25 protein-coding genes are annotated in these 23070 nt (G+C 44.5%); 11 read left to right on the top strand and 14 right to left on the bottom strand.

Going from position 1 to position 23070, the window contains the following annotated elements; all coding sequences use genetic code 11:
- Positions 1-5: 5 nt before the first annotated feature.
- From lptE to yajC, 5 genes are read right to left on the bottom strand one after another with little or no spacing between them, the layout of a single operon-like run.
- Positions 6-503: an LPS assembly lipoprotein LptE gene (lptE, locus tag B649_RS02660; protein WP_015652958.1), complete on the bottom strand. Its 498-nt coding sequence runs from the start codon at positions 501-503 to the stop codon at positions 6-8.
- A 4-nt stretch (positions 504-507) separates the two neighbouring features.
- Entirely contained in the window at positions 508-2955 is a 2448-nt protein-coding gene (gene leuS / locus B649_RS02655; RefSeq protein ID WP_015652957.1) for a leucine--tRNA ligase, read from the bottom strand.
- Between the two features lie 22 nt (positions 2956-2977).
- A complete protein-coding gene (secF, locus tag B649_RS02650; protein ID WP_015652956.1) occupies positions 2978-3949 on the bottom strand; it encodes a protein translocase subunit SecF in 972 nt (323 codons plus the stop codon).
- Entirely contained in the window at positions 3949-5526 is a 1578-nt protein-coding gene (secD, locus tag B649_RS02645; RefSeq protein WP_015652955.1) for a protein translocase subunit SecD, read from the bottom strand. Before secD ends, secF begins: the two co-directional genes overlap by 1 nt.
- Positions 5516-5782: a preprotein translocase subunit YajC gene (gene yajC, locus B649_RS02640; RefSeq protein WP_015652954.1), complete on the bottom strand. Its 267-nt coding sequence runs from the start codon at positions 5780-5782 to the stop codon at positions 5516-5518. The genes secD and yajC overlap by 11 nt, the downstream gene beginning before the upstream one ends.
- 69 nt (positions 5783-5851) lie before the next feature.
- Between yajC and B649_RS02635 the strand changes: the two genes are divergently transcribed.
- Positions 5852-7069: an apolipoprotein N-acyltransferase gene (locus B649_RS02635; protein ID WP_015652953.1), complete on the top strand. Its 1218-nt coding sequence runs from the start codon at positions 5852-5854 to the stop codon at positions 7067-7069.
- A gap of 79 nt (positions 7070-7148) precedes the next feature.
- Here the strand turns inward: B649_RS02635 and B649_RS02630 are convergent, their stop codons facing one another.
- Complete coding sequence (locus B649_RS02630) at positions 7149-8618, bottom strand: acetyl-CoA carboxylase biotin carboxylase subunit (RefSeq protein WP_041192379.1); 1470 nt, start codon at positions 8616-8618, stop codon at positions 7149-7151.
- A gap of 230 nt (positions 8619-8848) precedes the next feature.
- Here B649_RS02630 and cysK point away from each other — a divergent pair, with 230 nt between their 5' ends.
- From cysK to B649_RS02615, 3 genes are read left to right on the top strand one after another with little or no spacing between them, the layout of a single operon-like run.
- Positions 8849-9772, top strand: coding sequence for a cysteine synthase A (gene cysK / locus B649_RS02625; protein ID WP_015652951.1), 924 nt, complete (start codon positions 8849-8851; stop codon positions 9770-9772).
- Positions 9773-10342 (top strand): aminotransferase class IV family protein, encoded by a 570-nt coding sequence (locus B649_RS02620; protein ID WP_015652950.1) that lies wholly within the window; start codon positions 9773-9775, stop codon positions 10340-10342. It abuts the gene before it with no gap.
- 18 nt (positions 10343-10360) lie between these two features.
- Positions 10361-10822 carry a hypothetical protein gene (locus tag B649_RS02615; protein ID WP_015652949.1) on the top strand — a complete coding sequence of 154 codons (462 nt, stop codon included), beginning with the start codon at positions 10361-10363 and terminating at the stop codon, positions 10820-10822.
- Positions 10823-10900: 78 nt separating this feature from the next.
- Here the strand turns inward: B649_RS02615 and B649_RS02610 are convergent, their stop codons facing one another.
- The gene (locus B649_RS02610; RefSeq protein WP_015652948.1) at positions 10901-11800 is read right to left on the bottom strand and encodes a LysR family transcriptional regulator; all 900 of its coding nucleotides are present in this window, start codon (positions 11798-11800) and stop codon (positions 10901-10903) included.
- A 163-nt stretch (positions 11801-11963) separates the two neighbouring features.
- On the opposite strand from B649_RS02610, the gene B649_RS02605 reads away from it, so the two are divergent.
- From B649_RS02605 to B649_RS02580, 6 genes are read left to right on the top strand one after another with little or no spacing between them, the layout of a single operon-like run.
- Positions 11964-14012 (top strand): UvrD-helicase domain-containing protein, encoded by a 2049-nt coding sequence (locus B649_RS02605; RefSeq protein ID WP_015652947.1) that lies wholly within the window; start codon positions 11964-11966, stop codon positions 14010-14012.
- Positions 14013-14834: a tRNA pseudouridine(55) synthase TruB gene (gene truB / locus B649_RS02600; protein ID WP_015652946.1), complete on the top strand. Its 822-nt coding sequence runs from the start codon at positions 14013-14015 to the stop codon at positions 14832-14834. It abuts the gene before it with no gap.
- Positions 14828-15058, top strand: coding sequence for a carbon storage regulator CsrA (csrA, locus tag B649_RS02595; protein WP_015652945.1), 231 nt, complete (start codon positions 14828-14830; stop codon positions 15056-15058). Before truB ends, csrA begins: the two co-directional genes overlap by 7 nt.
- Complete coding sequence (locus B649_RS02590) at positions 15055-15831, top strand: 4-(cytidine 5'-diphospho)-2-C-methyl-D-erythritol kinase (RefSeq protein WP_015652944.1); 777 nt, start codon at positions 15055-15057, stop codon at positions 15829-15831. The genes csrA and B649_RS02590 overlap by 4 nt, the downstream gene beginning before the upstream one ends.
- On the top strand, positions 15824-16276 hold the full coding sequence (smpB, locus tag B649_RS02585) for an SsrA-binding protein SmpB (protein ID WP_015652943.1): 453 nt from the start codon (positions 15824-15826) through the stop codon (positions 16274-16276). The genes B649_RS02590 and smpB overlap by 8 nt, the downstream gene beginning before the upstream one ends.
- A gap of 3 nt (positions 16277-16279) precedes the next feature.
- Positions 16280-17095 (top strand): CorA family divalent cation transporter, encoded by an 816-nt coding sequence (locus tag B649_RS02580; RefSeq protein WP_015652942.1) that lies wholly within the window; start codon positions 16280-16282, stop codon positions 17093-17095.
- 65 nt (positions 17096-17160) lie between these two features.
- Here B649_RS02580 and rplS read toward each other — a convergent pair whose 3' ends face one another.
- The 7 genes from rplS to B649_RS02545 form a co-directional block, all read right to left on the bottom strand.
- Positions 17161-17520: a 50S ribosomal protein L19 gene (gene rplS / locus B649_RS02575; RefSeq protein ID WP_015652941.1), complete on the bottom strand. Its 360-nt coding sequence runs from the start codon at positions 17518-17520 to the stop codon at positions 17161-17163.
- Positions 17510-18205, bottom strand: a complete 696-nt coding sequence (trmD, locus tag B649_RS02570) for a tRNA (guanosine(37)-N1)-methyltransferase TrmD (protein ID WP_015652940.1) — start codon at positions 18203-18205, stop codon at positions 17510-17512. Before trmD ends, rplS begins: the two co-directional genes overlap by 11 nt.
- Complete coding sequence (gene rimM / locus B649_RS02565) at positions 18205-18675, bottom strand: ribosome maturation factor RimM (RefSeq protein WP_015652939.1); 471 nt, start codon at positions 18673-18675, stop codon at positions 18205-18207. The genes trmD and rimM overlap by 1 nt, the downstream gene beginning before the upstream one ends.
- 64 nt (positions 18676-18739) lie before the next feature.
- Positions 18740-18979: a KH domain-containing protein gene (locus B649_RS02560; RefSeq protein WP_041192521.1), complete on the bottom strand. Its 240-nt coding sequence runs from the start codon at positions 18977-18979 to the stop codon at positions 18740-18742.
- A gap of 2 nt (positions 18980-18981) precedes the next feature.
- Positions 18982-19212, bottom strand: a complete 231-nt coding sequence (gene rpsP / locus B649_RS02555; RefSeq protein ID WP_013459360.1) for a 30S ribosomal protein S16 — start codon at positions 19210-19212, stop codon at positions 18982-18984.
- Positions 19213-19358: 146 nt separating this feature from the next.
- Positions 19359-20705, bottom strand: a complete 1347-nt coding sequence (gene ffh / locus B649_RS02550) for a signal recognition particle protein (RefSeq protein WP_015652937.1) — start codon at positions 20703-20705, stop codon at positions 19359-19361.
- An 88-nt stretch (positions 20706-20793) separates the two neighbouring features.
- Positions 20794-21531, bottom strand: coding sequence for an RNA pseudouridine synthase (locus tag B649_RS02545; RefSeq protein WP_015652936.1), 738 nt, complete (start codon positions 21529-21531; stop codon positions 20794-20796).
- Between the two features lie 244 nt (positions 21532-21775).
- Between B649_RS02545 and B649_RS02540 the strand changes: the two genes are divergently transcribed.
- Positions 21776-23059, top strand: a complete 1284-nt coding sequence (locus B649_RS02540) for a malic enzyme-like NAD(P)-binding protein (protein ID WP_015652935.1) — start codon at positions 21776-21778, stop codon at positions 23057-23059.
- The last annotated feature ends 11 nt before the right edge of the window (positions 23060-23070 follow it).

Here is a 23070-nt window from a genome sequence, read left to right as displayed (position 1 = left end):
ACCCCTTATTTCGAGTTCGCACCCTGTGCCGCAACGTGTGCGATAAAGGCATCGATCCCTTTTTGCGCCCCTTGGCGTATCGCTTCGAAGCGGGCCTGATCGGTTATAATCGCATTGGGTTCAATCGCGAAATCATAAATCCCCCGTGTTGAATATACCTCTCTCTTATCTCCGCTAAAACGCTCAACTGACATCACTACCGTAGTACGGTAAGTGATAACATAACCGTTCGTATCATAGCGCAAAGGGGTAAATCCAACTGAACTAATCGCGATTTTAAGATGGGTTTGTGAAGCATTTTTAGGGACTAACGAAGTACGAAATTTTGTAATTACCGCCATATCAACAGCATCTTTGATAATGACGGTATTTTGCGGATCTTCCATCGAAATCACCACTTCGGTACTGACACTCTCTCCTACCACACTTTTGGCATAATAGCTTGAGGGCTGATAGCCGCATCCGGCAAAAAGGATCAAAGTGCTCAGTATCCAGTATTTCATCGACTTACCCTTTTATGACGAGATTGACAAGTTTCCCGGGGATAACAATCGCTTTTACGATCTCTTTACCCTCAATCCATTTCTCAACTGCGGCTTTCGCAATCTCGATAATCGCTTCTTGGCTTTCACCGACGCCCACTTCGATCGTTGAGCGGTTTTTACCGTTGATGGAGACACCCAGAGCTACGCTATCGACTTCAAATACCTCTTCGAGCACCACTTGGACACCGAAGTTTTTCCCGCCGAAAAATTCAGTAGAGAGTTCCCAACAGATATGAGGAACGATCGGTTCCATCACGGAGGTAAGAATCCAATACCCCTCCGTCCAGACATCACGGTTAGTTTGTTCGTTCAATGCGTTCATCGCTTCCATCACACCGGCAATCATCGTGTTAAAGGTATGACGTTCCGTGTATACCTCTTGAGCCCGCTTGAGTGCCTCATACACTTTTTTACGAGCGTTTTTCTCCTCTTTGGAAAGGGTACTATGATCGATCATCGGTAAGCGGTCGGTAACATTAACGTATTGACTGCGATCGGCAAACCGTTTGAGGAAGCGATACGCCCCCTCCACCGCACTGTCGTTCCATTCCAACTCTTGGGTCGGAGGGGCAGCGAAAAGGATAAAGAGACGCGCCGTATCGGCACCGTATTTCTCGACCAATGCACCCGGATCGACGGTGTTTCCTTTGGACTTGGACATTTTTGCTCCGTCTTTAAGAACCATACCCTGAGTGAGAAGATGCTCAAACGGCTCATCGCTGTTGACGTAACCCAAATCACGGAGCATTTTCGTAAAGAAACGGGCATAGAGCAGATGCAAGATCGCGTGCTCAATCCCGCCGATGTAGTGATCTACTCCCATCCAGTAATCGAGGGCTTGTTTGTCTAGCGCCTCTGTATAATCGTTTTTGACCGTATAGCGGAGGAAATACCACGATGATTGGATAAAAGTATCCATCGTATCGGTTTCGCGGATGGCGGGATTGCCGCATTTTGGACAGGCGCAGTGTTTCCACGTCGCATGGTGTTCCAGAGGATTTCCCTCACCGTTGATCACAACATCCTCAGGAAGTGCTACCGGAAGATTGGATTTATCTTCGGGAACGATTCCGCACGATTCACAATGAATCAGAGGGATCGGTGCACCCCAGTAACGCTGACGGCTGATTCCCCAGTCTTTGAGACGGAAATTGATCACTTTACGGCCCAGTTTTTCGTTTTCGAAATGATCCATAATCGCAGCTTTAGCGGTGACGTTATCCAAACCGTTGAACTCTCCGCTATCACGGAGTGTTCCCGCTTCGGTATAGGCACACCCTGATGGCAGTTCACCCTCGGATGGGAAAATAACTGCTTTGATCGGAAGATCATATTTGGTCGCAAACTCATAATCGCGATCATCATGGGCAGGAACCGCCATAACCGCACCCGAGCCGTAATCGGTGAGAACGAAATTCGCCACCCATACCGGTACTTTTGCCCCCGTTAGAGGATGGAGAACATGAATACCGAGTGATACACCCTCTTTCGGGCTGGTTGCACGATCACGTGCACTGACCCGCTGCATCGCTTTGATCGCGTCGCTTGTTGCTTGATCGAGTAACCCGAACGAGAGCATATGACGGACGATTTCGTGCTCAGGTGCCAGTGCCGCATAGCTTACTCCGTAGATCGTGTCGGGACGGGTGGTGAAAACATCAAAACTTTGATAAACTGCGCCAAGCTTAGCCTTACTCTCTTCATCCAGTTTGAAGGCAAACTCCAAACCGTACGATTTTCCGATCCAGTTCTCCTGCATCGTCAAAACCTGCTTCGGCCATTTTCCCTCAAGCGTTTTGAGCGATTCGAGGAGCTCTTCGGCATAATCGCTGATGCGGAGATAATACTGATACATCTCTTTTTGGACGATCTCGGTTCCGCATCTCCAACATCCGCCGTCAACTACCTGCTCGTTGGCTAATACGGTTAAATCGTGCGGACACCAGTTCAAAAACCCTTGTTTCCGGTACAAGAGCCCTTTGTTGAACATATCGATGATGAAGCCCTGTTCAAACGCCGTATACTCAGGATTAGAGGTCGCAAACTCTCTATCTTCTGAAAACGAAAGACCAAGACCTGCAAGTTCTCCGCGCATCGTCGCAATGTTTTCATAGGTCCATTTTTTCGGATGGACACCGTGTTTGATCGCCGCATTCTCTGCCGGCATTCCGAAACTGTCCCAGCCGATCGGGTGAAGGACGTTAAAGCCCTGCTGACGATAATAACGGGCGAAGGCATCACCGATCGTGTAGTTACGAACGTGTCCCATGTGGATGCGCCCCGAAGGATAAGGGAACATACTTAAAACATATTTTTTAGGTTTAGAAAAATCAGTTGAGGGTTCATACGCTTTGGTTGCACTCCAAGTTTTCTGCCACTTGGCCTCAATCGATGCGGGGGTATAATTCAAAAAAAACTCCTAAATACTGTAATCAAACAATGCCCTGCTCAAACTGAGCGCGCATTTTCTCTTTTTCGGCTTGAAGTTTGATTTTCTCCGCCATTTTTTCACGATATCGACTTACACTAAACCCTGTCCACACGACAAGCTGTGCAGCAACGAAAATCGAGCTGTAGGTTCCGATTATAACACCGACAAGCATCGGGAAACTGAAACCGATCATAATATCTCCCCCAAACAAGAAGAGAGTTAATACGACGAAAAATACCGTCAATGAGGTCAATGTTGTACGAGACTGAGTACGAGAAACCGCTTCATTCACGATCATAACAAAATCACTGTTTTTAGACTCTTGAATATGTTCACGTATACGGTCATATACGATAATCGTATCATGAATCGAGTATCCCAGAATCATAAGGAGTGCCGCAACACTCTCGATGTTGAAATCGATCTCAAAAAAGGAGACAAAACCAAACGTAATAACGATATCGTGGACGATCGCGATAATCGCCGCCAATGCAAAACGCCACTCATACCGAAACGTAACCATCGCCATAATTGCAGCCAACGTCAAAAGAAACGCGGTAAGCCCTTTAACCCGAAGTTCATCCCCGACTTTCGGTCCGACCATATCGACACGACGAATTTCAAATTCACCCGTTCCTTTGAGTATCTCTCGTGTAACGTCTCCGATATCTTTGCTCAATCCATCCGTCGATGCCGCCGTTTTAATAATAATCTCTTCAGGAGAACCGAATTCCGTAACACTGGCGTGTTTAAAAAGTTCATTTTTCTCCAACGCTTCACGTACTTTATCGATAGGGGCAACACCCTGATATTTTACCTGAACCACCGTTCCTCCGGTAAAATCGATACCGAAAGAAAATCCTTTTGTCGCGATAAGAGCAATCGCTAAAAAGAAAAGGACAAACGAAGCAACGAAAAAGATTTTCCCTTTGCCTAGGAAGTTATAGACTTTATCTTCTTTAAACAATTCCATTATCCGTTCACCTTTCTCGTCATTCCAAACCACATTTTGTAGTTTTTCGATTTTTCAATACGATTGGTAAAGAGTTGAAAAATCCCGTAGGTTCCGACAATCGCCGTCAACATAGAGGCCAAAATACCCATACTGAGTGTTACGGCAAACCCTTTAATCGCACCCGTTCCATAGACATACAAAATGGTACACGCAATAATTTGGGTAATATTGGAGTCCAAAATAGCCCGCATCGCTTTAGCATATCCCTCTTCCAACGCTTTTCGAACACTAAGACCCAATCGTAACTGCTCACGAACACGCTCGTTGATGATAATATTGGCATCAACAGCAAGACCGATATGCAAGACGATACCCGCCATACCCGGCAATGTCAGTGTCGCACCTAAAAGTGCCATCATCGCCAAAATAATAAAGATATTGATCAAGACTGCAAGGTTGGCGATAATACCTGCCAACCCATAGTACATCATCATAAAAATCATAACCAATACAAATCCGCTCACCAATGCGAGCAAAGAGGCTTTAATACTGTCCGCTCCCAGACTTGGCCCGACAGAGCGTTTTTCCAACATATAGATAGGGGCAAGCAAGGCACCGGATCGGAGAGCAATCGCTAAATCGTTTGCCTCTTCGATTGTGTAGTTACCGCTGATCTGACCGCTTCCACCGCCGATACGTTCATTGATTACGGGTGCTGAGTACACTTTTCCATCCAAAACGATCGCGAGACGTTTACCCACACTTCTCCCGGTAAAATCACCGAAAACCTGTGCACCGGCAGAATTGAGTGAAAAATTAATCACCGGACGATTGTTTTGATCGTATCCCACCTGTGCATCGGTCAGCATTGTCCCATCCAAAATAGGAATCTCATTAACCAGATGTTTGACATTCGGCTGCAACGCATCTTCGAGAATTTTGTCCCCGAAGCTCAGCGCTTCCGCATCGCTCATGTCATTTACACGCATTGAGCGATCTTCATCGACTGCCATGAGTTCCAGCTTCGCTGCACGGGAGATCAACTCACGTGCACGCTGCTCTTCTTGCGGTGTTTTGATCCCCGGAAGCTCCACGAGAATTTTATCAACCCCTTGACGTGCGACGACAGGCTCTGCCAAACCGAACTGATCGAGACGGTTACGAATCGTTTCAATCGCCTGATCCACCGATTGGGTCTTTAGCTTTTCAACCTCTTCGGGTTTAAACGAAACACTATACGCTGCACCGGAGAGTTTGACCGCTGTACCTTGAACGCTCTTTAAATGTTCATCAATCTTGGCACCGTCTTCACTGTCCATGAGTTCAAAGACCACATGATCTCCCTCAACACTGAGACCGTCGAGTAAAATATCATTCTGTTCACTAAAGTGCTTTAGACCGGAGGCAACCGATTTGAGCTGAGAGTTAACCGCTTCTTCGGTTTTAACCCCCAAAAGAAGATGTAATCCACCCTGAAGATCGAGTCCAAGGGTAACTTTTGCACCATGTTCGCTTTGTGTGAGGGAAGGGACCGAAAAGATGATCCCGAAAAGAGCAGCCGCTATGAGTAAAATAACACGGAAATTAAACTTCATCCTCGTACTTTCTGGCTACTGCATCTTTAACGAGGCGCCCTTCGGTTTCATTGTTCATTTTAATCGTGAAATAGGTCTCTTCGACTTTTTTAATCTCAACGATCAATCCGCCGGTTGTGATAATCTTATCCCCTTTTGCGAGGGATTCAACCATCTCTTTGTGCTTTTTAGCCTGCTGGTTTTGGGGACGAATGATCACGAAGTACATAATAGCGATCAAAAAGACGAAAGGGAGAATTTGTGAAACAATTTCCATGGATATCCTTGGGTTCTGTGAAATTGGGGCATTATACTGAAATGTGGCTAACAACGGTATAATTGCTCTATGAAATATCGATATACACCCTTTATGGAACTCCTTCTCGCCCCGTTGCTCATTGCCCTTTTTTTCTCCGCTTTTATTTACTGGGAACATTTCGCTCTCACATCCAAAGCACTCAACACGTTTTCAGGGTTAATTGCCCTCTATGCTCTCCTGCATGCCCCGAAGCGTACCGTACTCATCAGCGGATTTTGGATCGGACTGCTGTGGTGTTACTGGATCGGATTTAGTTTTCAATATTACGGTCTTGGATGGGCAACATGGCTGGTAGCTCTGGGATTTGGAATCGTCTATTCCCTCTATTACGGGACGATGTCCCTCACCTCCAATCCATTCATCCGGGCCCTCGTCTTGTTCGCTCTCACGTTTGTCTGGCCGATGGATTTCAACTGGATGCAGCCGGAACTTATTTTCGTCGAAAGTTATCTCGGGTTTACCAAATGGCAGTTTGCCCTTGTCCTCTTTTCTCTTGCACTCTCAGGATGGTTTAGCGGCTTCAAAAAACTCTTTCCTTTAATGCTGCTGCTCGGCGCCATCCAAACTTCGTACGCCACCCCGCCTCTTCCCGATGTCAAAATCAAGCTCGTCTCAACCGATATTTCTCAAGATTTCAAATGGCAAAATGAGCGCTTAGAGCAAACACTCCAAGAAAATTTCGATGCCATCGATGATGCGATCGCTCAGGGGTACGATCTTGTCGTCCTCCCCGAATCGGCATTTCCTCTCTATATGAACGAATACGCCGTGATTTCCGAAGCACTCGCACAGCGCTCAATGCATATCGCCATACTCACCGGAACACTGCACAAAGAAGACGGTTTAAACTACAACGTATCTTACCTCTATAATGAAGGCAATGTCACCGTCGCAAAAAAAACAATTCTCGTCCCCTTCGGCGAATACATACCGCTACCGGAGTTTTTACGCGGATGGGTCAATCGGGAGATTTTCGGCGGGGGGGCTGATTTCGTCACGGCCGAAAAACCGACCGATTTTAACGTTAAAGGGGCAACTTTTCGCAATGCCGTCTGCTACGAAGCGACACGCTCTGAACTCTACACTCCTGAAGTGCGCTACATAATTGCCGTCAGTAATAACGGATGGTTTAAACCCTCCATCGAGCCGACAGTACAAAATCTTCTGATTCGTTTTTATGCCCGTAAAAACAATACAATAGTGTTTCATGCGGCGAATGGCGGGGGAAGCGGGATAGTGTATTAAAAAATAATAGGGGAAAATAGCTGGTTTACTCTCAGGGGAAAAAACTCCCGCTAGCGCGGGAATAAGGAACTTTTCGCTTTTAGTGGCGAACGTTGAGCTTGTTTTTGTTGATGGCTTCGATAACAGCAGTGATCTGTTTCATTTTCGTCTCTTCGTCGTCCATGTTGTGGATCGCATCAAGATTAAAACTTTGTAATTTTGTATCGAGGTAACCGGTATCAAGTTTACCATCGATAAAATCTTGGTCACGAACGATTTGACGGTGAAGAGGGATATTCGTCGGAACCCCCTCGATCAAGAACTCATCCAATGCACGAGTCGCTTTACGCACCGCATCTTCCCATGTCAACGCCGTAACAATCAATTTACCGATCATTGAATCGTAGTTTGAAGGGATTTGATAGTTGGTGTATGCCATAGAATCCAAACGCACCCCAGGGCCACCCGGTGCAAGATAGTTAGTGATAAGACCCGGAGATGGGACAAAGCCCATTTTAGGATTTTCGGCATTGATACGGAATTCGATCGCATACCCACGAAATTTAATCTCTTCTTGCATGAAAATAAGTGGATCACCCTCTGCAATTTGGATCATACGTTGGATCAAATCGATTCCTGAGATCGCTTCCGTTACCGGATGTTCTACTTGAACACGGGTGTTCATCTCGATAAAGTAGATATTGTCATCTTGATCAACCAGATATTCGATTGTTCCGACACTCTCATAGCCGAGTTTGAACATCGCTTTGGTCGAAATACGGTAAAGCTCACGACGAGTCGCTTCATTCAATAATGGAGACGGTGCGATCTCGATCACTTTTTGGTGACGACGTTGGATAGAACAGTCACGGTCTCCGAGATGAACAACGTTACCGTATTTATCCGCAACGATTTGGATCTCGATGTGACGAGGATTTTTGAGATATTTTTCGATAAATGTTTCACCACGGCTAAAGAAACGCAACGCTTCGTTAGTTGCAGACTCGTACATCTCTTTAAAATCTTCCGCACGTTCAACGATACGCATACCGCGTCCGCCACCTCCGAAAGCCGCTTTGATGATAACAGGGAATCCGATTCCGATTGCAATCTTCTCAGCATCTTCGACATTATCGATCGGCTCATCCGTACCCGGAAGCATCGGAACACCCACCGCACGCATCGCTACTTTTGACGCCATTTTATCACCGAAAAGGGCGATATGTTCCGGTTTCGGACCAATGAATATAATACCGTTATCGACACATGCTTGTGCGAATTCTGCACTCTCGGACAAAAAGCCGTATCCCGGATGGATCGCGTCACAATCAGCTTTTTTCGCCAAAGAGATAATACGATCATAATCAAGATACGCGGCAATTGGGTCACCCATGATCGGATAACACTCATCAGCTTTACGAACCCATACACCATTAACGTCTACTTCTGAAAAAACGACGACGCTTTTAATCCCCAACTCTTTACAGGCTCGAATAATGCGAAGTGCGATTTCACCACGGTTCGCGATCAATACTTTGCTGATCTTTTTAGTTTTCACGTATTCCCTCATTTGAATATCTTTAAGCGTCTTAGCCAGGCTAAATGGTTTAAAGATACCCGATATCTTGATTTAAAAATGAAATTATAGGATAAAACCACTGTATATGCAAAATTTTTTAATCTCTCGTAAAAATCCTCAATTTAAATAGAAGTTATTTACATCTATCCATACTGATTCACTAATGATTATTGGATTTTAAAAAATTTGCTATTATAATGGGTAAAAAACAGGGATACCACATGAAAATCGCGGCAAATATCACTGAACTCATCGGCAACACGCCACTTGTACGGCTCAATGCACCATCTGGCAGTAGCGGAGCAACCATTTTAGGAAAATGCGAATTTATGAATCCGACCAGTTCGGTCAAAGACCGTATCGGGTTTAACATGATTAAAACCGCAATGGAAGAGGGTCGTATCAACCAAGAGACCTTGATTATCGAGCCGACCAGCGGAAATACCGGTATCGCACTCGCCTCTATCTGTGCTGCTTTGAGGTTAAAACTCACCCTCACCATGCCTGAATCAATGTCAATCGAACGACGCAATCTTCTCAAAGCTCTCGGGGCAAATCTCGTCCTCACACCGGCAGCAGCAGGGATGAAAGGGGCTATTGATGAGGCCAATGCATTGGTTGCATCAACCCCCAATGCTATCGTTCTTCAACAATTTTCCAATCCTGCAAATCCTGCTATCCACCGTGTCACCACGGCTCAAGAAATTTTACGCGATACCGATGGAAATGTCGATATTTTTGTCGCTGCTATCGGAACCGGAGGGACAATTACCGGAACGGGGGAAGCACTCCGAGCCGCTTTGCCGAATATCCAAATCATTGCTGTAGAGCCCAAAGATTCCCCTGTCCTCTCAGGCGGAAAACCGGGGCCGCATAAGATTCAAGGGATCGGAGCGGGATTCGTCCCCGATGTACTCAACACAGCCATTTACAATGAAGTGATTATGGTGAGCAACGAAGATGCAATCGCAGCCTCCAAAGCACTCGCTAAAACGGAAGGGCTGCTCGTCGGTATCTCTGCGGGGGCTAATGTCCATGCCGCTGCGCTCATCGCTGCTCGCCCTGAAAATCGTGGCAAAACAATCGTCACTATTTTATGCGATACCGCAGAACGTTATCTCAGTACGCCGCTGTTTGAATCGTAAATGCTCTTAGAAACGATACGGTGCGAAGAGGGTCTGCCTCTTCACCTCTCCTATCATCAAAAGCGTTTAGAAAGTTCACTCCAATCTCTCGGCATCGATAAAAATTATGAGCTTAAAATATTGATAACACCTCCCGATCGTGGACTCTATCGATGCCGTTTTCTTTATGACGCAAACCACTATTCCATCGAGTTCATCCCCTATACACCCAAAAAAATCAGCTCTCTTAAGCTAATTCATGCCGATACCATTGAGTATCCCCTTAAATACGCACAGAGAGAAAATTTAAATAATCTGTATGAGAAGCGAGAGGATTGCGACGATGTTCTTATCGTGAAAAACGGCTTGCTTACCGACACTACGATCGCAAATATTGCCTTTTTCATTGATGGGAAATGGCTCACTCCGGACATCCCTTTGCTCAAGGGAACGACACGTGCAAGAATGATTGAAAAAGGGGTCGTTTATCCCGTATCCTTACGTGTATCTGATATTGCAAAAGCAACAAAGATAGCCCTTATGAATGCGATGATGGGATTCATTGAAGTCGAAAGTGGTATAATTACCTAAAAATACAGGTCTGTGATTATGTTATTCGATATTATCAAAAGTTCTTCATTCGCCCGTTTAATGGAAAACCATGTTCGGGATATGCTTATCTACCTTTTTGAAAATGACCAAAATTTCGGGATTTTATGTAAAATTGATCACGTTACGTTTGATCCCCCTCTCCCTCATCATCTAAGTGAAGAGTTTCGGGCAATGACCCTATTTTTTCTCGCGGGATACACGTTTGAAAGTGCCCGTATCGACAACGATATTTTGATTTTTGAAGCGGGATTTGGTCAAGAAAATATCGGCAGTTTTGTTTCCGTACCTCTTCTCTCAATTGTTCAGATCATCATTGATGATACCCCTGCATTTGTCAACCTTGCAATACCCCAAGAACAACATCCTATTATCAACATTGAAAAGCATGAAGGGGTTCAGAACTCTATGAGCGCATTGCTCGCGAATCCTGAGAATCAGAAGTTTTTGAAGAAAAAGTGATTTTATTTCCGTTCGCCCTGAGCTTGTCGAAGGGTGTTCATGGTTCGACAAGCTCACCACGAACGGACTACTATAAAGTTACAGTTTTAATCCCAGTAGATACGTCACAACGTTATCGATAAACGCGTCATGTTTACGCTCTTTGCTGTAGACGATGTAGAATTTACGCTTGATTTTATAATTTTTAATCCGCGCTTCGAACAATCTCCCCTCTTCCACCTCATCACTGATAACATGGCGAGAAATGACCGATACAACCGGACGTGCAGCATCTTTCGGTGAACGCATCAATGTCTCTTTAATCGCTGTCGAGCTGGCAACGACACCGATGACATTGAATCCTGAACACTCTACCCCGATCTCTTCAAACACTTCTGCGGTCAATTTGCGTGTATGAGAATTTTCATCACGGCAGATCCAGTCGAATTTATACATATCTTCTTTACGAAGCTGTTTTGGGATCGGCTGATTGGAGAACATAACCAATTCATCTTCTTCCCATTCACGGTAAATTAATCCCTCTTTAAATACCGGTGATTCAATAAGGGCGATATCAATCTTTTTATCAATCAACTGATCTACAATTTCCTCTGAAAATGCAACACGGATGTGAACTTCGTTATTAATCTTCTCTTTGAGTTGACCCAAGTACGATGGCAATACATAGTTACCGATCGCATACGAAGCACCCACGATAAAAGTGAACTCTTTATTGATGATTTTAAGGAGCTCTTTTTCACTCGATTGGATCGCTTTTTCAAGCTTTATCGCAATACGGAAAAGATCTTCACCCTCTTTGGTTAACTTGATCCCGTTCTTTTTACGCTCTACCACACGAGTATCGAGGTAATCTTCGATAAATTTAATCTGCTGTGTTACGGCAGGCTGAGAAATACCGAGTTTCGCCGATGCTTTTGAAAAACTTTTCTCCCTAACGACCGTCAGAAAGGTCATGAGTTTTGCAAAATCTTTTAACATAATAATTCCTATAAGCTGAATGAATAGCAGTATTATAACCCAAAATTATAACCAATGCAAGAGTTGAAGAGCATATTTTATTGCATTTGGATAAAGGAATTTAAAAAATAGAAAACTTGGGCTATAATAAATTAACTATTAATACGAGCAGGGCGATAACAGCATGGATGAAATTCTCTCAAATCTTAATGAAGCACAACGCAGTGCGGTGGAGCGGATTGACGGTCCTTTGCTCATTTTGGCAGGAGCAGGAAGCGGAAAAACCAAAACCATTACCACACGCCTTGCGTATCTGCTTGATCAAGTCGGAATTCCCGCAGGCAACACACTCACCCTCACTTTTACCAATAAAGCGGCCAAAGAGATGCGTGAGCGGGCGATGGGACTTATCGCCCAAAATTCCTATCCCCCTTTGCTTTGTACCTTTCATAAATTCGGCCTCCTTTTTCTCAAATTTCATATCCATTTGCTGGGACGTGCTAATAATTTTGTAGTTATCGATACCGATGACAAAAAGAAAATCATTAAAAAAATCAATGCTGATCTTCCCACTGCCCTGATCGCCAGTGAAATTTCCCGCTATAAGAATTCTCTCATCGATCCTGCCGAAGCGTACGCGCAAGCGGAACTTACGAACTACAAGCACATTGCTAAAATCTATGAAGAGTATGAAGCCTATCTGCTCAAAAATAATCTCGTCGATTTCGATGATTTGCTCTGCCTCACCTATAAGCTCCTCAATGAGAATCCCGATCTGTGTACTCAGACATCGGAAAAATATCGCTATATCATGATCGACGAATATCAAGACACCAATGAATTACAATTACGATTACTCCAAAAATTGTGCAGTACTCACAACAATCTCTGCGTCGTAGGGGACGATGATCAGAGTATCTACGGATGGCGGGGGGCGCATGTGCGAAATATCCTTGAGTTCGATCAGGATTTCGCCAATACGATGGTGGTCAAATTGGAGCACAACTACCGATCCACCCAGCCTATTCTCACGGTTGCCAATGCCCTCATCGAACATAACCGCTCAAGATTGGGTAAAACACTCATCGCAACCAAAGAGGGGGGAGAGGCGGTCCAAACCATCACCTCGAATGATGAGAGCGAAGAGTCCCAAAAAATTGCCAAGACAATCAAAACTCTTATCACCCAAGGAGTCCGCCCGAATGAAATCGCGGTACTTTATCGGATCAATGCCCTCAGCCGTTCTCTCGAAGAGGGACTAAACCGCGCCGGTGTCGCTTATAAGCTCGTCGGCGGTTTACGTTTCTATGACCGTGCCGAGATCAAAGATCTCATCAGTTATCTGCGTGTCATCACCAACGTTCATGATAATTTCTCTCTCAAGCGGATTATCAATAAACCTAAACGGGGTCTGGGAAAAGCGACGATTGATAAAATTGAGCTCTCTTCCATCGAAGCGGGTAAATCGATGTTTGAATTTATCTCTACCCTCAATGAGAGTGAGCTCGAATCGCTTGTACGGAAAAAAAGTGCCGGGGAGCTGCGTGATTTCGTCTCCGAAATTCTTGAACTTCGTCTCGTTGCAGAAGAGGCAATTTACCGTTTTATCGATCTGCTTGAAACACGTTTTAAAATCAAAGAGACCCTAAAAGGGCTCCCGGACGAAGCCGAAAAAATAGCCAATATCGATGAATTTTACGGTCTCTTTCGTGATTATGTCAAACAAAATCCTGACGCTTCATTGGCTGAGTTTCTCAACGACATCACCTTGCAAAGCGAACAAGATCAAGTGGAGGGCGAGAGTATCTATATCATGAGTATCCACGCTTCCAAAGGGCTGGAATTCGAGCACCTATTCGTTATCGGTATGGAGGAGGGATTTTTACCGCTTATCGGCGATGGGAGTGATCTCGAAGAAGAACGTCGTCTGGGGTATGTTGCTATCACCCGTGCCAAAAGCAATCTTACCCTCTCCAATGTCAACAGCCGCTTTTACAAAGGACGCCGTACCGATCTGCAAAAAAGCCGCTTCATCAACGAAGCGGGATTATGCGAAGGTTCCCTGATCTTGGAAAAAAATACCTCCTATAAAAAAGGGGACTTAATACGCCATAAAATCTTCGGTGCCGGACGGGTCGAAGGGGTTAGCAAAGCGGGACGCGAGTTTAAACTCAGTATCAATTTCGGCGGTAATAAACGGGATATTCTTGCCTCATTCGTGGAGAAACTTTAATTGAATCGTCTTTTCGTTGCCTATAAACCCTCTGGAATAAGTTCAAATCAGCTCTTAGGGAGACTTAAACGGCGTTACGGCGTCAAAAAAGCGGGCTACTCCGGTACATTAGATCCCTTTGCCAAAGGGGTGCTTATTATTGCATTCGGCAATCACGGACGATTGTTTCGATTTTTAAACAAAACCCCTAAGCGTTATCGAGCGACGCTTTGGCTTGGAGCCTATTCGCCGACTCTGGATATTGAAAAAATCGAGACGATAGACGAGACTCAGCCTCTCAGTGTAGAGCAGATTCAACCTATTTTAAACTCTTTAACCGGTGAGCTCACCTATCTACCGCCCAAATACAGCGCAAAGCGAATCGAAGGGCGCAGAGCTTATGAATTCGCCCGTGAAGGAAAAGAGGTTGATTTGCATGAAATCACCTCGACAATCTATAATCTTACCCTCATCCACTACACGCATCCCTTTCTTACCTTTGAAGCAACTGTTTCCGAGGGGAGCTATATCCGTTCACTCGGAGAAATGATTGCCAATCGCTTAGGTTGCAATGGTGCCCTTAGTGCATTAGAGCGGCTCAATGAAGGGCAATTTATCTACGAAAATGAAAAAGAGCTTGATCTTAAAACCTCTCTCGCTATTACCAAAAACCGCTATAATGGCACATTACAAACGGTTCTACTCGGTCAACCATTATCACGCGAAGATTTTGATATTAGCGACAATGGAACCTACTGGATCGACAACGGTGATACCATCTCGATTCTAGAGATTACCTCTGATGGCGTCCGTTATATTCTCAATAAGGTTGAAGCATGCTGATTCTCTCCCGCAGACCTGAAGAATCGATCATTATCGCCGATACAATCACCGTTAAAGTGGTCTCAATCGAAAAAGGGGTCGTAAAGCTAGGGATAGATGCCCCGCACAATATTCGGGTATTACGGAGTGAGCTTGTTCGCGCCGTCGAAGATTCAAACAAAGAGGCATCATCAGGTCATGATGAATCACTCCTGCAACAACTGGTACAAAAACTCAAATTATGATCCGTTACCGCGCCTACGCCAAAGTCAATATTTTTCTCAAAATCACCGGAATGAGGGGAGATTACCATACCCTAAGCTCACGTTTTATGCGGGTCAATCACCTTTTTGATACCCTTTGGTTTGAACCGAAATCGACTCCTGAATTTGAGATCCGAGGCAATTTTGATTGCGAAGTTCACTCTAATACCATCTATAAAGCCTATAAATATCTCCAATCCGTTACCCGCTCCGATAATCTTTCCTCTTTCTTTGAGAACCATGCCGTATGCGTTGAAAAAAACATCCCCTCTTTTGCAGGTTTAGGCGGAGGCAGTTCCGATGCCGCAACCTTTTTGCGGATGTGTAATGAGGAATTGGAGTTGGGGCTAACCGTCGAAGAACTTGCCGATATCGGTGCAAATGTCGGTGCCGATGTCCCCTTTTTCATTTACGGGTACGAGAGTGCCAACGTCAGCGGAATCGGAGAGATTGTCGAAAAATTCAATGAACCGTTGATCGATTTTGAAGTTATCACCCCCGACATACAGATCAGTACCCCAGCGGTGTACCGCTACTACCGTGAGCATCTCTATGCACCGATCGCTCCTGAAGAGGCGTCACGTCTCGAGTCCACCCCTTCACGTGCTATTCTTGCCGCTATGTGCCCTAAAGAGGCCAATGACCTTTATCGCTCCGCACTTGGATGTTATCCTGAACTAAGCGAAAAAAAGGGATGGTTTTTTTCCGGCAGCGGAAGCAGTTTTTTTAGAATTAAGGAGGATACCCATGGGTGAAAACATTGCCACCAATAAAAAAGCCTTTTTTGACTACTACATCGAAGAGAAATTCGAAGCGGGTTTAGTCCTCAAAGGCTCAGAAGTCAAAGCCCTCCGTGCCGCACGAGTCAATCTCAAAGACGGATTTATCAAAATCGTTCGCGGAGAAGCGTTCGTATTTGGTGTGCATATCGGGGTACTCGATACCACCCACCATTTTTACACTCACGAAGAACGTGGAAGCCGCAAATTACTGCTGCACAAGAAACAAATCGATAAGATGTTTAAAGCCGTCGAGAAAGAAGGGTTTACCCTTGTACCGCTGAGTATCTATTTCAACGATAAAAACCTTGCTAAAATGCAAGTTGCCATTGTAAAAGGGAAAAAACTCTATGATAAGCGTGACGATCTCAAAGAAAAAAGTCTCAAACGCGATATGGAAAGAGCCCTCAAAGGAGAATAACAGATGATACAGCTCCATGAACTTCATCTCAAAGACCTCCAAAATCCTATCCACCCATCTCTCTACGAAGTATACGGAGAATATCAAATCCTTATCCTTAGACTCCCTGAACTCTGGGAAGGGAAAGCCAATATTTTAGCCTTACGTTCAAATGAGTTTTGGAAGACCAAAGGGAGATTTTTTTCCTACCCCTTTGTTATTGTCCAAGACGAGATCTTCTATTATGATAGAAAACAGGGAGAACTGACTCGTTTTGAGAATGGCTTCAAAGATCTCTATCTTTTTCTGGATGAAAAAATCGATGCCTATATGGAAGATATCGAAATTGCGCACGATAAAATTGCTTTCATCGAAGAGAGTCTCTACAAAAAACAATCCTTTAATCCTATGGAACGATGGCATATCCTCAAAAAGGAACTCTCTCGCACCGAACGTGTCATCATCAAGGCGGTGGATATTTTCGAGCGCTTCGTCACTAAACACAACTTTTCAGAAACCGATCTACTGAATGAATTCAATGATTTACACGAACATCTGGAACGCTCACTCCGTTCGACCATCGCTGCCAATACACAGCTCGATGATATCTACCGCTATCATAATATCCAGACCAATGATCGCCTCAACCGCAGTATTTATCTTCTCACGATTATCTCTGTCATCTTTTTACCCCTTAATCTCGTTGTAGGATTTTTCGGGATGAATACCGGGGGATTGCCATTTCAACACACGTACGGAACCCTAGATGCTTTTATATCCATGATTGTTTTTGCGGCTTTATTAACAGCTGCGGTACTTTGGAAAATTAAAAAGTATTAGAGAGAAATTTGATACGATTGGAAAAAAGAAGAGAAGAAGAGGTGCCGCATAAAAGCGGCAGGGGATTATTTGCGACGAATTTCTTTAATACGTGCCGCTTTACCAGCAAGGTCACGAAGATAGAACAATTTCGCACGACGTACACGTCCACGGCGAAGAACTTCGATTTTCTCTAGGCTATCGCTGTAGATTGGGAATACACGCTCGATACCAACACCGTTAGCGCCGATTTTACGTACTGTGATAGTACGACCAGTACCTTCTCCACGGATAGAGATACAGATACCTTCATAATTTTGAACACGTGATTTTTCGCCCTCTGTAATGGTTACAGCAAGACGAAGTGTATCACCCGCGCGGAACTCAGGAACGTTTTTGTTAGCGATTTGTGCTTGCTCGAAACTTGCAATGTACTTATTTTTCATAAGATGTCCTTATTTTATGCTTTTGAAGCTGCTCCGGTCTGAAGTATTTTGTTTTGCATTCAGACAGAGACGATTTTAGTGCACGAATTTTACTGTGATTTCCCTTTAAGTATTCTGATGGAACACTCATATTCTCATAAACAGGGGGTTTTCCAAACGAAGGGGCTTCCAACAGTGGTGATTCGAAACTCTCATATTCCAATGATTCACTATTTCCCAAAACACCTTCGATGTTTCGAACGATGGCATCGGTCATCACAAGAGAGGGGAGTTCCCCTCCTGTGAGAACGTAATCGCCGATGCTGAACACTTCATCAGCGAAGCGTTCAACTACCCTCTCATCAATCCCCTCATACCGACCGCTCACAAAAACCACATGAGATTTCGATGAGAGACGCTTGGCATCGTTTTGGGTAAATTGTTTCCCGACGGGTGCGACAAAAATAATGTGAGATTCATCCGGCAGTGTTTGAAGAGTATCAAACAGCGGCTGAGGAGTCATTAACATCCCTGCCCCACCGCCTGCGGCAGTATCATCCACTTTATGATGCTTTGAGGTACTGAAATCTCTGGGATTAAGATAATCAACCGAAAATTTACCCGACTCAATACCCCGTTTTAGGATCGAGTCTTGAAAATATCCCTCGATCAGATTAGCAAAAATCGTTACATAGGTAAAACGCATTAGGATGCCTCTAACAGATCCAATCCGCCCTCTACGGTGATTATTTTAGCCGTTGCATCAGCATTTAAAACAAAATGATCGATGTATGGGATTAAAAAGGTAGCCGGAAGTCCTTTGGAAACAAACGATGCATCGGTTGTTACCAGCAGATAATCCAAAGGACCGATCCGTTCAATCTCTTGAACGCTTCCCAAAACTATTTCCCCTTCCATAACAGTGGAACCGAGCAGGTCAAACCAGAAAAACTCACCCTCTCTCAAGTTGCATCGCTCACGCGTCGCTTCAAAAGTGGTAAAAAGTTTCGTATTGGTCAGTGCTTTAGCCGCTTCAGGAGAATCGATCCCCTTGAGATGAACCAGTTCACGATCAGGGTTATAAGAAGAGAGAGTTATTTCTTTGCCGTTTTCCAAAATAAAGGAGGCATTAGCACTAAATTGTTCAGGGAAATCAGTGGAAAGATTGAGTTTCATATCCCCCTTTAAACCGACGACTCGGCCTAAAGTGGCAACATGAAGAAGATCTTTGGGGGGTGAATTACGAAAGCGGTTCGACATTGATTCGGTAACTTTTTCCGTCTTTGGCTTTGCAACCGGAAATGACGGTTTTGATCGCACCGATCATTTTGCCCTCTTTTCCGATTAGCTTGCCTACATCCGCCTGATTGGCATACAAAATGATTTCGGTCACTTCGTCGCCTTCATTCGATTCTACCCGAATCTCTTCGGGATAAGACGCTATTAACTTAGCAAAACCTGCGACGAAGTCCGCAACCATCATTATTTACCGGTAATTTTTTTAACGCGGTCTGACATTTGAGCACCAACGCTCAACCAGTAGTTCAAACGCTCTTCATCTACTTTGGTAGTGATAGGGTCTGTCATTGGGTTGTAATACCCGATCAATTCGATCCAACCGCCGTCGCGACGTTTGCGACTATCGGTTACCGCGATACGGTAGAAAGGTTGTTTTTTGCGACCCATACGGGTTAAACGGATGACTGTTGCCATTGTGTGTCCTTTAAATGTTTTGTTGCACCAAGAAGTTTAGAAGAGTGTTTTACCCACAAAAGTAAAAGAAAAACCTCTAAGCTTCTTCAAATGCTAAGGAGTAAACTCATTACGAGTGCACACCTTAACATTTGACGTTGGCAAAGTTAACGCGGTAAACGCGCACCTTGCATCTGACCCATCATACTCTGAAGGTCTTTCATCCCTGATTTGCCCGAGAACCGTTTTGCCATTTTAGAGGCATTTTTAAACTGCTTCAAGATACGGTTCACTTCGATAATATCCAAACCGCACCCTTTAGCCAAACGGGCTTTTCGGCTGTTATTTAACAACTCAGGATCTTCGCGTTCTTTCACCGTCATCGAAGAAACCAATGCTTTGATCTGCTTGAGTTGAGATGAGTTTTCCAAATCGAAATCTTTGAGCGCAGAGGCCATGCCGCCCATTCCGGGGATCATCCCCATTATGGATTTCATACTCCCCATTTTTTTGAGACTCTCCATCTGCTCTAGGAAGTCGTTAAAGTTAAACTCCCCTTTTTTGATCTTTTTGGTAAGGGCTTTTGCCCGTTTCTCATCGATAACGGATGCCGTTCGCTCAGCAAGCCCTTCGATATCGCCCAAGCCCATCAGACGGTTAACAATACGATCCGGGAGGAAGATTTCGAGATCTTCCATCTTCTCACCCGCACCGATAAATCGAAGCGGTACTTGGATCTGGGAAGCGATACCTAACGCAACGCCCCCTTTGGAATCACCATCGTATTTGGTGAGGATGACCCCATCGATTCCGATCTTTTCGTTAAAGGTAGCCGCTGTACGAACCGCATCCTGACCTGAGAGTGAGTCGGCAACATAGAAAATCTCATGCGGGTTGGCAACGGCTTTCACTTCCGCCAATTCACCCATCAACTCTTCATCAATCGCCAAACGTCCGGCGGTGTCAATCAATACAACATCGACAAGTGCATTTTTTGCGTGAGCCAATGCTGTTTTAACCACTTCAACCGGATTTTTACTTGCATCATCGGCATAAAGTTCTACTTCGATAGAAGCGCACACTTGGCGGAGTTGTTCAACCGCCGCAAGACGCTGCAAGTCTGCCGCAACAACCAATACCCGTTTTTTCTGACGTGTTTTAAGCCAATTAGCAAGTTTACCCGTCGTCGTCGTTTTACCCGAACCCTGTAATCCCGTCATCAAAATGACGGTCGGAGATACCGGAGCGTACACAAATCCTGATTTCCCTTTGACATCCAAAAGGGCATACAACGATTTGCGAAGTGCATCGAGGAATTGATCTTTCCCGATACCGCTTTGTTTGGTTTGAAGTTCAACCGAATCGATAAGGTCTTTAACGACTTTATGATTCACATCGGCTTTGAGCAACGCTTTTTTAAGCTCGCCGAGTGCCTTGGTCAACGCCTTTTCATCGTCGTGAAAACGGATTTTGCGTATGGCTGATGTAAACGATTCGGTTAGTGTATCAAACACTTCAACTCCTAAATAATGGTTCTACAGGGTATAAAAATTTCCGAATTATACTTAATTTTTTCTTCAATTACAATTAGAGTATTCGTAATTAACTACCGAAGTGTCCAAATACCTTCGGTTCCGGTGCTTCAAATGTTTGCCCGAGCAATATCACTTTTTTCGCATGAAGCATTACGCGCTTCGACTGTCGTCCGCCGTAGCTCTCATCCCCGATAATCGGGTGCTGTGCATATTTCATGTGGGCACGGATTTGATGGGTTCGTCCGTGATGGATAATGAGCTGTACCTTGGTCTTTTTCCCTGATACTTCCAGTGGTGTCACTTCCGTAATCGCAGGTTTGCCATTTTTAGCAACTTTCGTATAAGCTTTGTTCCCTTTTTTCTCGGTAATAAGCGGTTGATCGATCACAAACGGTTCACTCACCAATCCCTCTACCCACGCAACGTACTCTTTGTAAACATTGTCTTTTTTAAACTCTTGGATCGCTTTAAGGCGGAACTCTTCGTTTTTAACGAGCATCAAAACACCGCTTGTTTCACGGTCGAGTCGATGTAGCAATTGAGAGCCTTTAAACTGTCGCTCAATCTCATCGGAGTTAACAAATGCCGGCTTATCGACAACAATCAAATCATCGTTTTCAAAAATTGGACGTACTTTTTCCACTTTTTGAACGATAAAAATCGTTTTGGGACTAGTCTCACCCCGTGCAATCATCACCTTGTTATTTCCGACATAAACCAAACCTCGGTCAATCAGTGATTTGGCCTCAGAGTTGGATATCCCCTCTTGCTCTGCTAGGAGCTTATACGCTTTTGGTTTTTCCATTTTCATTCTCCGCTGAATATTGGTGTAATGTAGCTATACACCCTAACTGTTTATTTGTGAAACTTTACCATGATAGTGCTTCAATACAGGTAAGTCATAAAAACAGACTACGACCGTTTGCTCAGATCTATTATGTTACTATTTGAAACTAAATATAAGTGTATGTTACTATAAGTATCAAAATTCTTGATGTCTAAAATTTTAAAGCTATAATGATTATTATAAGTTAATATAGGGAGAATAGATGTCGACTTTTGAGGAAGAATCACTCGAATACCATTTTGCCAAGAATGAATTTGATACAAACGGCAAGATAGGAACACTGATCACAAAACCTTGTGATACTATAAAAGAGCTATCTATGGCATACAGTCCGGGTGTTGCCTATCCATGTCTTGAAATCGAAAAAGATATCGATACCGCATACGATTACACCAACAAAGGGAATCTGGTAGCTGTCATCTCGGATGGAACAGCCGTTCTGGGCCTTGGTGATATCGGACACTTGGCCGGCAAACCTGTAATGGAGGGCAAATGCGTATTGTTCAAGTCGTTTGCTCATGTAGATGCCATCGATATCGAACTCAATACAAAAGATACCGAAGAGATCATTAGAACGGTTGCGGCGATCGCAGATACTTTCGGTGGAATCAATCTGGAAGACATCAGTGCTCCTAGATGTTTTGAGATCGAAGAGAGATTAAAAGAAATTTGCAATGTTCCTGTTTTCCATGATGACCAACACGGAACCGCCGTTATCACGACGGCTGGACTCATCAATGTTCTTGAAATGAGCGGTAAAAAGGCGGAAGAGCTTAAGGTCGTCGTTATCGGAGCAGGTGCAAGCGGGATTGCGTGTGCCAATATGTACAAACAGCTTGGTGTTAAAAACATCACTATGCTTGATTCTAAAGGGGTTATCCATAGCGGTAGAACGGATCTTAATGCACAGAAACAAGCCTATGCGATCGATACGGAAGACAGAACACCCGAAGACGCGGCCAAAAATGCCGATATGCTCCTTGGCCTTTCAGGCCCTGAGCAAATCAGCAAAGAGATGGTGGCTTCAATGGCAGGCAATCCGATTATCTTCGCCTGCGCAAACCCGACACCTGAAATCATGCCTGATCTCGCTAAATCAGTGCGCGATGACCTCATCATCGGTACCGGCAGAAGTGACTTTGCAAACCAAGTCAACAATGTTTTGGGCTTCCCGTTTATCTTCCGTGGAGCATTAGACGTTAGAGCAACGAAAATCACCGAAAATATGAAAATGGCGGCTTCAAAAGCTTTGGCTGCCCTTGCAAAAGAATCGGTACCTGATTATGTTGCAAAAGCACACAACCGAACCGATATGGTCTATGGAAAAGAGTATATTATCCCTTCCCCTTTCGACAAACGTTTGATGGAGTGGGTATCGTATGCGGTTGCTGAAGCGGCAATCGCCGACGGTGTTGCCAGAGTGAAAGATTTTGATATGGCTGCCTACAAAGAAAAGCTCAAAAGAATGGCGAACCAAGTAAAATAATTTTTCTACCC

Source organism: Candidatus Sulfuricurvum sp. RIFRC-1 (assembly GCF_000310245.1).
GTDB lineage: Bacteria > Campylobacterota > Campylobacteria > Campylobacterales > Sulfurimonadaceae > Sulfuricurvum.
This window is presented reverse-complemented; position numbering and strand designations above follow the sequence as displayed.